This is a genomic window from Sulfitobacter sp. HI0129 (genome assembly GCF_001635395.1).
GTDB lineage: Bacteria > Pseudomonadota > Alphaproteobacteria > Rhodobacterales > Rhodobacteraceae > Sulfitobacter.
Map to the genome: position 1 here is coordinate 1 of NZ_LWGH01000952.1, position 11,614 is coordinate 11,614.

General features: G+C 60.9%; 11 protein-coding genes and 1 tRNA gene. 7 read left to right on the plus strand and 5 right to left on the minus strand.

Going from position 1 to position 11,614, the window contains the following annotated elements; all coding sequences use genetic code 11:
* The 5 genes from A3764_RS21195 to A3764_RS21215 all read right to left on the minus strand — a co-directional run.
* On the minus strand, positions 1-1,224 hold a 1,224-nt coding region (locus A3764_RS21195), incomplete at its 3' end, for a polysaccharide biosynthesis/export family protein (RefSeq protein ID WP_082866012.1).
* Between the two features lie 272 nt (positions 1,225-1,496).
* A tRNA-Arg gene (locus A3764_RS21200) sits at positions 1,497-1,573 on the minus strand.
* A 102-nt stretch (positions 1,574-1,675) separates the two neighbouring features.
* On the minus strand, positions 1,676-3,061 hold the full coding sequence (locus A3764_RS21205) for a sensor histidine kinase (RefSeq protein ID WP_067924085.1): 1,386 nt from the start codon (positions 3,059-3,061) through the stop codon (positions 1,676-1,678).
* A gap of 13 nt (positions 3,062-3,074) precedes the next feature.
* On the minus strand, positions 3,075-4,493 hold the full coding sequence (locus tag A3764_RS21210; RefSeq protein ID WP_067924088.1) for a dihydrolipoyl dehydrogenase family protein: 1,419 nt from the start codon (positions 4,491-4,493) through the stop codon (positions 3,075-3,077).
* Positions 4,494-4,495: 2 nt separating this feature from the next.
* The gene (locus tag A3764_RS21215; RefSeq protein WP_067924091.1) at positions 4,496-5,230 is read right to left on the minus strand and encodes a TVP38/TMEM64 family protein; all 735 of its coding nucleotides are present in this window, start codon (positions 5,228-5,230) and stop codon (positions 4,496-4,498) included.
* Positions 5,231-5,520: 290 nt separating this feature from the next.
* Between A3764_RS21215 and rpmH the strand changes: the two genes are divergently transcribed.
* From rpmH to A3764_RS21250, 7 genes are all read left to right on the plus strand, one after another.
* Positions 5,521-5,655: a 50S ribosomal protein L34 gene (rpmH, locus tag A3764_RS21220; RefSeq protein WP_067924094.1), complete on the plus strand. Its 135-nt coding sequence runs from the start codon at positions 5,521-5,523 to the stop codon at positions 5,653-5,655.
* A 40-nt stretch (positions 5,656-5,695) separates the two neighbouring features.
* Positions 5,696-6,124, plus strand: coding sequence for a ribonuclease P protein component (rnpA, locus tag A3764_RS21225; RefSeq protein ID WP_067924096.1), 429 nt, complete (start codon positions 5,696-5,698; stop codon positions 6,122-6,124).
* Positions 6,121-6,342: a membrane protein insertion efficiency factor YidD gene (yidD, locus tag A3764_RS21230; RefSeq protein WP_067924099.1), complete on the plus strand. Its 222-nt coding sequence runs from the start codon at positions 6,121-6,123 to the stop codon at positions 6,340-6,342. The genes rnpA and yidD overlap by 4 nt, the downstream gene beginning before the upstream one ends.
* A gap of 54 nt (positions 6,343-6,396) precedes the next feature.
* Positions 6,397-7,227 carry a tRNA 2-thiocytidine(32) synthetase TtcA gene (gene ttcA / locus A3764_RS21235; protein WP_067924102.1) on the plus strand — a complete coding sequence of 277 codons (831 nt, stop codon included), beginning with the start codon at positions 6,397-6,399 and terminating at the stop codon, positions 7,225-7,227.
* Positions 7,228-7,334: 107 nt separating this feature from the next.
* Complete coding sequence (locus A3764_RS21240; RefSeq protein WP_067924105.1) at positions 7,335-8,885, plus strand: GGDEF domain-containing phosphodiesterase; 1,551 nt, start codon at positions 7,335-7,337, stop codon at positions 8,883-8,885.
* Positions 8,886-9,008: 123 nt separating this feature from the next.
* On the plus strand, positions 9,009-10,841 hold the full coding sequence (gene yidC, locus A3764_RS21245) for a membrane protein insertase YidC (protein WP_067924107.1): 1,833 nt from the start codon (positions 9,009-9,011) through the stop codon (positions 10,839-10,841).
* Positions 10,838-11,578, plus strand: a complete 741-nt coding sequence (locus tag A3764_RS21250; RefSeq protein WP_067924109.1) for an MOSC domain-containing protein — start codon at positions 10,838-10,840, stop codon at positions 11,576-11,578. The genes yidC and A3764_RS21250 overlap by 4 nt, the downstream gene beginning before the upstream one ends.
* Positions 11,579-11,614: the final 36 nt, after the last annotated feature.

Below are 11,614 nucleotides of genomic sequence, written 5' to 3' on the forward strand. Positions count from 1 at the left end.
AGTCGAAATCACAGTCGGAAATATCTGCTGGAACGCGCGGTTCCAGACCGTAATGGGCTGCTCTGCGATGAAGACGATGTCGTTCGGCTGCAGTTTCATTTGCGTGGCCAGCGTCAGATTGGCTGCATTCTCGGCATCGAGATGCCATGCCGTCACCGCGCCCATTTCTGCGGGATTGGACGATCCGCGCAGCACATAGATTTGGCCGGGGTTGCCGGTCTGGGTCGAGAACCCCTCACCATCATAAAGCGCATCGGCCAAGCTGGCCTGGCGCCCGAAGGGCATCACGAAGCGACCCGGCGCTGTGACTTCCCCGGTCAGGTAGACATAATCACGATCCACCGCATCGAACTCAAGACGATCCCTGAACGTCGAACGCGCCTCGCTCAGTGCTTCGCGACGCAGCGACACCTCAGCGTTCAATTCGTTCAATGCCTGAACCCTGCTTTGCTGGCGGAACTGAGCAAGCGCAATCTGTTCTGCGAAATAGGCTTGTGCTTTTTCGAGGTCGTATTCCGTATCCACGAAAACGCTGTCCCCATCCACCAGACGGAGCTTCTGAAGCTCGGGCCGACTCAGGTATTCTTCAAGCGGGATCTGGTAAAGTGTTCCGTCGCGGTAAATACGGATGGATGCGAAGTCGAGGTCGCCTGCGCTGATCCCGCCTGAAGCGGCGAGCGCTTCGTCGAGAAATAGCGGCGTCAGCGTGATCGGGGCCACGGTGGGCTGCGCGACCGCTCCGCCGATGGAAACGCGCTTCGAATTGAACTCGGCAATCTCCAGGCTGAACGTCGGATCGATCTGGTTCTGAACGAGGCTCTGGAACAGCTGCGCCTCGGCTTCTTCAAGGGTGAGGCCCGCCATCATCACCCGGCCAACATCCGGAACGGCAATCGCACCGTCATCCTGCACGGTGTAGCCTTGGCGGCTGTTCTGGGCAGCGAGTAAACCGCTGAGTTCTTCTACAGTGCTCGCCGGCGACTTCGTCGCGAGCAAGAGCACATCACCGACGCCGATCCGATAGGGGCCGGGATTCACGTTCGTCGGAATGCGCGTCGCCAAGGCGGCAGGCCGCCGCTCGGGCCCCAGAGAAGCAGGGGGCGGCGCACCTGCGCCCCGAACGCCGCCACCGCTTCCGGCATTCTGGAAGAACACCGCCGGTATCTGGCGCGGGTTATAAGAGGCACGGTTTGCGATCAGCACGGTTTCGGCATTGAGCGGGATCACCCGAACCTTGCCATCCCGTTCGTCCACCTGCGGGGAAACATATATCGCGCTGCATCCTGCAAGAGTCAGAACGAATGCAATCGCACTTGATAGTTTATACATCGAGACCTCGCGCAGGCAGAACAACTCAAAGACTTTTCGGGGATAGGGCGCGCCAATTCAAGGTCCCAATCCTCAATTCGCACAAAACTTCCTGAGTGTCGCGATCGTGCCCCGGAGGGCACGCGATACTGAACGAGGTTCGAAAAATGACTAAATATGGGGCAAAGTGGCGGACCGAGGAGGATTCGAACCCCCGACCCCTTGATTCGTAGTCAAGTACTCTATCCAGCTGAGCTATCGGTCCACTGACGGGCGGTTTAGTGGGCGCAGCGAGGCAATGCAACCCTGTAATCGCACTTCAATCGCACTTCGGCTGAATTGCGTTTCGCCAGCCTTTTCCACCGGGTCAGAAGGTGCCGTCCCCTTTCGGCAACTCGATCCGAAAGAGGGTTCCCGCAGGCCCCGTTTCCCGCAGCGTCAACTCCCCGCCGTGGCCGCGAACAAGTTCCGCTGCGATCACGAGGCCAAGGCCACTGCCCCCCTTGCGCGCCCCGCCCTGAAACGGCTTGAACAAATGATCCTTCGCCTTCTTGGGCAATCCGGGCCCGGTATCCGAGACCTCTACCCGCCAAGCATGGCGGTCTTCCTCCGCCGACAGGACGACTTCGCCGGGTTCACCGGTGGCCATGATCGCCTGCCGCGCATTCCGTACGAGGTTCGACAGAACCCGAAACATCTGCTCCGGATCGGCCCGGATCATCATTGCAGGATCGATCTTTGTGGTGAGCGTGAGCGGATAATCCCCCACCGCGAGGCGTTCGCCCTCCATCACGTCCTCGACGATTCCCATCAAGGGGACCACGTTGAGCGTAGGCCCCGGCTCTTCCGCCCGTCCGAAGGCCAGTGTGGATTCGCACAGGTGGACTGCGCGGGTGATGGAAGCCACGAGCTTCGGCGCCATGCGCTTTACCGTCGGGTCCTCAGAGGCCTCGATCCGGTCGGTGAATAATTGGGCCGAGGTCAGGATATTTCGCAGATCATGGCTGATCTTGCTGACGGCGCGACCCAATTGCGCAAGGCGTTCCTTCTGTCGCAGAGCTTGCGTCAATTCCGTTTCCAGCTTGTTCAGCGCCTCTTCGGCCTCCCGCAGTTCGGTAACGCTGGCGGAGGGTTTGATAATGCGTCGCGCGTCTTCTGGCGCGGCTGCATAGTTCTGCATTTGCGTCACCACACGGGCGATGGGCTTCAACAGCAAGGCCCGCATCGCAAAGAACAGCAAGACTGCCGTCACGGCGGAGATGACGGCGGAAAGGGCAAGGATACGCATGCCGTAGTCGATCATCGCGGCCCGCATCGGGGCTGTCTCCATCGTGATCTCGATCAGCAGGCCCGCTTCGCGGACGGGGGCACCAATGACCCGCACCACCTCTTCGCGCGGGTTGACGAGCCTGCGCAGCGCATCGCGAATCAGCGTGGCCGCACGGGCATCCCGAAGGTCATAGGTGGCGCTGATGGCACGCGGCATGGGCGACGACAGAACGAGTTGGCGCACTTCATCCCTGCGCAGAACGACGTTGAAGACCTCTGCATTGCGCAAAAGCTCCTCTTCAAGTTCAGGTTCGATCATATCCTCCGCCAGCAGGGTGAGCGAGGCGATCTGTGCCCGTTCCAACCTGTTCAACATGTAGTCTTCGCGGAATCGTGCGATCGATGGCACGAAGATCATAACCTCGGCCAGCATCACGAATACTGTCGTCAGAACCAGAAGCCGGCCGGAAAGGGAATTGAACATCGCGCTCACACGATTACGGCACGAGCCTCTGGACGAGCGAGACCACGGTTTTCACAAGCTTGCTATCGAACAGGCGTGGGCTGAAATAGGCGCCCGCTGCACGCTTGTTGATCTCTCCATAGGTCGGATAGGGTGCAACCATGCCTGCAATCTGACTCATCTTCAGGTTATTTGCCAGTGCCAATGCCCAAAGCCCGATAAGCTCCCCGGCGAGATGCCCGGCGATGGACGCTCCCACGGGTTTTCCCTTCACGACCATTACCTTGATCAACCCGGTGGTCTGCCGCTCGGCAATGGCGCGATCGTTTTCGTTGTAGTGGAAACGCACGACTTCCAGCCTGTCGCCATGCTTTTCCCGGGCCTCTTGCTCGGTCGCGCCGACCTGCGCAATTTCCGGGGCGGTATAGGTGACCCATGGGATATGCGCCGTCTTGGCCTTGGACGGTATCGCGAATAACAGCGACCGGATAATGACCCCGGCGTGGTAGCCCGCGACATGGGTAAACTGCATACCGCCCGCAACGTCCCCGATCGCATAGACGCGGCGGTTGGAGGTGCGCATGGAAGCGTCGACCTTCACGCTGCCGTTCTCCGCCTCGATCCCGGCCTTGTCGAGATCGAGCTTCTCGGTGTTGTTCTTGCGCCCTACCGCCATCAAGAGGTGGGAACCGGTGAAGACCCGCCCGTCTTCGGCTTCGACCTTGATGTCGCCGGCGGTGCCGCTGATGCGTGCCGCCTTGGCGTTTTCCTCGATCACGACGCCTTCGTCCTTCAGGACGCGCAGAACGACGGCAGCGGTTTCGGGGTCGTCCTTTCCCAGCGCGCGATCCCCTTCGATCACGGTCACCTCGCAGCCCATCCGGATATGGGCCTGCGCCATTTCCATCCCGATGGGGCCACCCCCCACGATCAACAGATGCCGGGGCTTTTCCCGCAGATCGAAAAGCGTCTCGTTGGTCTCGAAAGGCACGTCCTGCAACCCGTCGATCGGCGGCACCATCGGCGAAGAGCCCGTGGCGATCACGATCCGCCGCGCCTCGATCACTGTTTCGCCTGCCTGCACTTCTTGGTCGGAAATGAAACGCCCGTATTCGCGAATGACCTCTACGCCCAGCCCCTCAAACCGTTCCTGACTGTCCACGGGGGCGATCTGCTCGATCACCCGGGCCACATGGTCCTTTGCGGCTGCATAATCCACTTTGCCCTCCGCCGCGGCGACACCGTACTGATCAGAGGTGCGTTGGGCATGAGCAGCCTTTCCCGTGGCGATAAGCGCCTTCGAAGGCACGCAACCGTAGTTAAGGCAATCGCCCCCCATCTTGTGCCCTTCGAGCAATACGACACGGGCGCCCATTTGCACTGCCCCGGCGGCCACGGAAAGCCCCGCCGATCCCGCCCCGATCACGAGGATATCGGTCTTGATCCGGTTCATTTTCAGGTCTCCTTGCGACCCGACAGGGCCTTGTAAACGACGGGTACGAGCGCCAGCAGCCCCAGACCGAGGATCGGCAGCAAGATATGCGGCTCGAATATGATTCCGAGATCCGGCGTTTCACCCCGGGCAAAGACCTGTCCCAGCCCGCTGCCCACGGAGGTGAACACCAAAGTGCCCGGAATGATCCCGAGCGCCGTGGAAATCGCGAACCGGTAAAGCGGCACCGCAAGCAGTGCCGGGATGAGGTTCGCGACGAAAAAGGGGACGATGGGTACAAGACGGATGAAAAACAGCATCGACCATTGATTGTCGTCCAGCCCTTTGCGAATCCGGCTGACCATCCCGTCTGATGCATCCATTCGCGCCTTCAGCCTGTCGCCCAGCCCCATCCGGGCGGCCAGAAAGATCACGATCGCCCCCAGTGTGGCGCCGGTAACATTGAGCACCACGCCCAGCCACGTGCCGAAAAGGAACCCCCCGGTCAGCGTGGCGATGGTGGCCCCCGGCAGGGAAAACCCCACAATGACAATATAGGCCGCCAGGAACAAAAGCACCGTCAGCACGAAATTGTCGTCCCTGTAGGCCAACAAGGCTTCCCGATTGTTTCGCAACGTTTCAAAGCTGAGGTAATCGCGCAGGGTGAAGGCCCCGATTCCCGCAACGATAAGGATCGCGATCAACGGCAAATAATGCATGAAGGCGGATTTTTCCGCAGGATCGGTCGTATCGGGCATCTGGCGCTTTCTGCGAAATATCGGGCTTCACTACAGATGCACCCTCCCCCCTGCAAAGGACAGCCTTCTCACGCTCCCTTGATGCAGCTATGCTATGTGTACCTGATCTGGACGGTAAAGCCGCCCGCTTGAAACAATTTGCGCCCCAATGCGGGGAATTGTTGCAGTCGGCGCCGAAAAACCGGCCAACGGGTTTGACTTGCGTGGCACGGGGCAGTAGAGGACGGGCCTGAATTGCACCCGGCGCGACGATTCCGCGGCGTTCGGGCCCAAAAAGTGGAGACGGAGCGATGAAACGCACCTATCAACCCTCGAACCTCGTGCGCAAGCGGCGCCATGGTTTCCGCGCGCGCATGGCCACGAAGGCCGGCCGCAAGATCATCAACGCGCGTCGCCGTCAGGGCCGCAAGGAACTGAGCGCCTGATAGAACGGGCATTCTTCGCCCGGGCACGACGGAAAGAACGATGATACCGCCGGAGGCACCCCAGTCAGGCCAGTTGGCCGAAGCGGGGGAAGACCCCCCGGCGGTTTCTTTGCGTCTGCACACCATCCGGCAACGTCGGGATTTTCAGCGCGCGGCCCGGGCACGCAGCGTCGCCATGCCGGGTTTCATCCTGCAGATGCGCCAGCGCAATCCCGAAGAGCCCGCCCCCCATCCCCATGCGCTGCGCGTCGGTTTCACCTGTTCGCGCAAGGTCGGCAATGCCGTGGCGCGAAACCGGGCAAAGCGTCGCCTGCGCGAAGTGGCACGGCTGCAACTGCCGATGCTCGGGCAACCGGGGGCGGATTACGTGCTGATCGGGCGGCGCGGCGCAACCGCGGAGCTGCCCTTTACCCAGTTGCAAACTGACTTTGCCCGCGCGCTTGCCATCCTGCACGGGGAAAAATCGTGACACCGCTCGCCCATATCCTTGCGTTGCCTGTGCGAGCCTATCGGCTGATCCTCAGCCCGTGGGTCGGGTACAACTGCCGTTACCATCCGACCTGCAGCGCCTACGCGCTCGAAGCGCTGCGACGGCATGGCGGTCTGCGCGGCGGATACCTGACACTGCGCCGCTTGGGCCGCTGCCATCCGTGGGGCGGGACGGGCATCGACGAAGTGCCGGATTGAACCGTCCGTTCGACCACGCTTGAACGGCGTGAAGCGATGGCATAAGCCCATTCCATGCTGGACGATCCCGACGATATTCACCCCCTGTTCCATGGCGCGCCCCGCACCACGGAGTTCCGCAAGCTGCGCAAGCGAATCATTCGGCAGACCCGTGAAGCCATCGAAAGCTACGGGATGATCGAACCGGGCGCGCGCTGGCTTGTCTGCCTGTCGGGCGGCAAGGACAGCTATACCCTGCTGGCTGTCTTGCATGAGCTTAAGTGGCGCGGTCTCTTGCCGGTTGAGATCCTCGCCTGCAACCTCGATCAGGGGCAACCCGGTTTTCCGGCCACGGTCCTGCCCGATTTTCTGGAACGGATGGGTGTGCCCCACCGGATCGAATATCAGGACACCTATTCCATCGTCATGGACAAGGTGCCCGAGGGGCGGACCTTCTGTGCGCTCTGTTCGCGGCTGCGGCGCGGGAACCTTTACCGGATCGCGCGCGAGGAAGGATGCAGCGCTGTCGTGCTGGGCCATCACCGGGACGATATCCTCGAAACATTCTTCATGAACCTGTTTCACGGGGGGCGGCTGGCGACGATGCCGCCCAAGCTGCTGAACGAGGAAGGCGATCTGTTCGTCTATCGGCCCCTCGCCCATGTGGCCGAAGCCGACTGTGAAAAGTTCTCCACCGCCATGGGATATCCGATCATTCCCTGCGATCTTTGCGGCTCTCAGGACGGGCTGCAGCGCCAGCAGGTCAAGGCGATCCTCGATGGGTGGGAACGCAATTCGCCCGGGCGGCGGCAGGTCATGTTCAAGGCTTTGACCAACGCGCGGCCCTCCCACCTCTTGGACGCAGGGCTGTTCGACTTCGCTGCGCTCACCCGGAACTGCGAATAATTTTAGGCATTTTGCGCCCCGGGATGGGTCAGCGTTAACCCGCGACCATCCTCCCCTTGCTAGGTTTCCCTGGAAACGCGGCATTTCGCCCGTGGAAGGAGCTGTCGATGTCCACCGCAAGGAACCCGCTAGGCGCGCAGTTCGCCACCATCGTTCTGCAGACCCTCACCGGCCCCCCGGCCTTTGCCTTCGTCCCCGCGATATCCCTGTCCGCTTTCTGGTTCGGCGGGGAAATCGCGCTCGTCATCGTATCCTGTGTCATGCCGATCCTCTATCTTCTGGCCGGTGGTTTCCGTAGGACACCGGCAGAAGAGGCGGAAGGCAGCGATGGGTACGCGGGGTTGGCATCGCGCGGTCACTTCGGCCGGCAGGTGGACCGGGTACATGCCCGGGCATCGCAAACAGGCCGGCAATCGGCGCTCTTTGTCCTGACCATCGAAGATCTGGAAAAGATCACCGCAACCCATGGTACGGCTGCCGCGCTGAGGGTACGCGAACAGATCGGCGACCGGTTGCTGGCCGCCATGCGCGCGGACGACACGGTCGGTGCGTTGTCCGATTCGCAGCTTGCGGTTTGCCTGTCGCTGGTGCGCTATCTCGATCTTGAAAGCTGCATACAGATGGCGGGGCGGATGCAATCCGTGGCGGAACTTCCCGTTTCCGTTGATGGTGTATCGGTATATGTCAGCGTTTCGGTCGGCTTTTGCCAGTTGGCCCGTGCACCGGGGGACGATGGGGCCGCCTGGCTGGCCGCCGCCGCCACCGCAGCCGCCGAGGCCGTATCGCGGGGTCCGTCGGCCATGCGCGGATATTCGGACAGCATGCGCCGCCAGACACAGATCCGCAGCGCGCTGCGCGACGATGTCGAACAGGCGCTCGAGAGCGGAGAGATCAAGCCGTGGTTCCAGCCACAGATCTCAACCGATACCGGGCTGATTTCCGGGTTCGAGGCGCTCGCTAGGTGGAGCCACCCGACACGCGGCCTGATCCTTCCTGCAGAATTCCTCCCGGTGGTTGAGGCTGCAGGAAAGCTCGAACGTTTGGCCGAAGTTGTCATGTACCACGCCTTCGCCGCGGTAAAGGCATGGGACAGCGCGGGCGTATCGGTCCCGCAGGTGGGGGTGAACTTCGATGGCGCCGAACTCAAGAATCCGCAGCTCATCAACAAGATCGAATGGGAACTCGACCGCTTCGATCTTTCCCCCGAAAGACTCTCGGTCGAAATCCTCGAAACGGTCGTCACTTCGGAACCGGACGACATGATCACCCGTAATGTTATCGCACTTGGTGAACTCGGCTGTCGTATCGATCTGGACGATTTCGGCACGGGCCATGCCTCCATCGCTTCGATCCGCAGATTTTCCGTCAGCCGCATCAAGATCGACCGCTCCTTCGTTATGAAGGCAGACCGCGATCCAGAACAGCAGCGTATGATCTCCGCGATACTCACCATGGCAGAGAGGTTGAATGTAGAAACGCTGGCCGAGGGGGTTGAAAGCGTCGGGGAACATGTGCTTCTCGCCCAACTCGGCTGCCATCATGTACAAGGCTACGGCATCGCGCGCCCGATGCCGTTCGAGGAGACGCTCGACTGGATCGTCAGCCACAATGCCAAGCTGGAGGACACTCCGCGTATCATGGAAGGAAGATCACGCTGAAGGGCTACGATGCCCACTCGCCCTGCCGGTTGGCGACGCGGCGCTACCCTGAATCTGCTTGACCTTTGGGCCGGCACTCTGTTGAACCCACGCTGATACGCAGAGACAGCAGGGAACGGTCCCATGGACGAACAGAACAAGAATCTCATCCTCGCGACTGTCCTGAGTTTCATCGTGATACTGGTGTGGTTCGTCGTCTTCCCCCCTCCAGAAACGCAGGCGCCCACCGAAACTGCCGCCGTCGAACAATCCGACACCGGAACGGCAACAGTCCCCCCCGCTGTTTCATCCGATAGCGCGGATGTAACCGTGGGCGATGCTGCCGTCGGGGCGGATACGACGGCGCAAACACTGGCGGAGGCGCCCCGCGTGCCCATCGCCACCGATGCGCTGAGCGGTTCCATTTCCCTTCTCGGCGGTCGGATCGATGATCTGTCTTTGAACGATTACCGCACGACGATCGACGAAGACGCCCCCATCGTTACCATGCTCTCCCCCGCAGGCACGCCAGACGCCTATTATGCCATGCAGGGCTGGGCCGCCGGCGCCGGATTGCCCCCCGAAGCCGTTCCCGGTCTCGATACCCTGTGGGAAGTGGTCGAAGGGGAAACCCTTGGCGTGGATTCCCCCATCACCCTCCAATGGCAAAACGATGCCGGTCTGACGTTCCGGCGGACAATCTCCGTTGACGACCGCTTCATGTTCACCATCACGCAGAGTGTCCTGAACGATAGTGATACGGTCGTGTCCCTTGCCCCCTATGGCATGGTGGCCCATCACGGCGTGCCGAGCGATCTGAAAAGCTTTTTCATTCTTCATGAAGGCGCCGTTTCCATGGCCGATGGGGAGCTGCTGGAAACCGATTGGGATGAAATTCCCGAAGCCGAAGTCGATCCCAAATGGGGCCGCCAGGCCATCGTACGTGAAAACGTCATGGAAGGGTGGATCGGGTTCAGCGACCATTACTGGCAGGCCGTCCTTATCCCCGGGGACAATCAGGGCGTCGATCAGGCGCTCACCTATAACCCGCGGTCGGACATCTACCATGCCTTCACCCGTCTGCCCACGCAGACAGTCGCCGCCGGCCAGACCGCAACCGTGACCACGCAGCTATTTGCCGGTGCGAAGGAATGGGAAATCCTCCGCCACTACGAAGATCTGGGCGTTACCAAGTTCATCGACAGCATCGACTGGGGCTGGTTCTTCTTCCTGACAAAGCCGATCTTCTGGGTGCTGCACGAGCTGAACCAGCTTATCGGCAACATGGGTATCGCGATCATCGCCCTGACGCTGCTGATCAAGGCCTTGCTCTTCCCGCTTGCCTATAAATCCTATGTCTCCATGGCGAAGATGAAGGAACTTCAGCCGCAGATGGAGAAGCTGAAGAAAGAAGCGGGTGACGACCGGCAAAAGATGCAACAAGGCATGATGGAGCTCTACAAGCGGGAAAAGGTGAACCCCGCGGCGGGCTGTCTGCCGATCCTGTTGCAAATCCCGATCTTCTTCTCGCTCTACAAGGTGATCTTCGTCACCATCGAATTGCGGCATGCGCCCTTCTTTGGCCCCTTCCAGGACCTTTCAGCGCCTGACCCCACTTCGATTTTCAACCTCTATGGGTTGCTTCCCTTTGCGGCGCCGGAAACGGGCACGATCCTCGCCCTCATCTTCATCGGTATCCTGCCGCTTCTGCTGGGCATTTCCATGTGGCTGCAGCAGAAGCTCAATCCGGCGCCCACCGATCCGACCCAGCAGATGATCTTTGCCTGGATGCCGTGGGTCTTCATGTTCATGCTCGGCGGTTTTGCCAGCGGGCTTGTCGTCTACTGGATCGCGAACAACACGATCACCTTTACCCAGCAGTACCTGATCATGCGCAGTCAGGGCTATAAGCCTGACCTGCTCGGCAACATCAAAAGTGGTTTCGCCCGCAAGTCGAAGCCGGATGCGAAGAAATGATGAAGGTCTCCCGACTTTTCCGCCACCCGCTGAAAAGTCACGGGCGCGAGGACCTCAAGACCGTATATCTCGCCGAAGGGCAGGCCATGCCCTTCGACAGGCTCTGGGCGGTCGCACATGATCACGCCCGCGCCGATGGTTCGGAATGGGCACCTTGCCAGAATTTCTCTATCGGGGCGAAGGCGCCGAAGCTTGTGGCTATTGACGCTGTTCTGGATGAAAAGACAGAAGAGATCACGCTGCGCCACCCCGAGAGGCCGGAAATCACCCTCCATCCGGAGCGGGATGCCGCGCGCCTGCTGGAATGGGTGGCCCCCCTCGTGCCCCAGAACCGCGCCCTGCCGCACCGGGTGTTCCGTCTGGACCGGCGCGGATTCACGGATACGGAATTCCCCTCGGTATCTCTGTGCAACACAGCCTCTCACGCGGAGGTCGAAGACCTCGCCGGGGAGGCTCTTTCGCCTCTACGCTGGCGTGGCAACATTTGGTTCGAAGGCGCTTCGCCTTGGGCGGAATTCGAATGGATCAACCGGGATGTGAAAATCGGCGGGGCCGTTCTGCGGGTCGCCGAAAGGATCGAACGATGCCTCGCAACCACCGCGAACCCCCGTACGGGCGAACGCGATGTGGATACGCTCAAACTGCTGCAGACCATGGGCCATCGTGACTTCGGCATCTATGCGCGTGTCGTCCAGAGCGGGACGGTAAGCGTTGGCGACAGTCTGGAACTGACCTGATGGCCCTACCCTTCCCCCTCGCCGATGAACCGGAGC

What these genes read in the sequence shown, in the direction of transcription:
- ttcA (WP_067924102.1), top strand. Translation starts at nt 6,397, where the DNA reads ATGCTGGACGATCCCGACGATATTCACCCCCTGTTCCATGGCGCGCCC.
- A3764_RS21210 (WP_067924088.1), bottom strand. Translation starts at nt 4,493, where the DNA reads ATGAACCGGATCAAGACCGATATCCTCGTGATCGGGGCGGGATCGGCG.
- A3764_RS21215 (WP_067924091.1), bottom strand. Translation starts at nt 5,230, where the DNA reads ATGCCCGATACGACCGATCCTGCGGAAAAATCCGCCTTCATGCATTAT.
- A3764_RS21240 (WP_067924105.1), top strand. Translation starts at nt 7,335, where the DNA reads ATGTCCACCGCAAGGAACCCGCTAGGCGCGCAGTTCGCCACCATCGTT.
- rnpA (WP_067924096.1), top strand. Translation starts at nt 5,696, where the DNA reads ATGATACCGCCGGAGGCACCCCAGTCAGGCCAGTTGGCCGAAGCGGGG.
- rpmH (WP_067924094.1), top strand. Translation starts at nt 5,521, where the DNA reads ATGAAACGCACCTATCAACCCTCGAACCTCGTGCGCAAGCGGCGCCAT.
- yidC (WP_067924107.1), top strand. Translation starts at nt 9,009, where the DNA reads ATGGACGAACAGAACAAGAATCTCATCCTCGCGACTGTCCTGAGTTTC.
- A3764_RS21205 (WP_067924085.1), bottom strand. Translation starts at nt 3,061, where the DNA reads ATGTTCAATTCCCTTTCCGGCCGGCTTCTGGTTCTGACGACAGTATTC.
- A3764_RS21250 (WP_067924109.1), top strand. Translation starts at nt 10,838, where the DNA reads ATGATGAAGGTCTCCCGACTTTTCCGCCACCCGCTGAAAAGTCACGGG.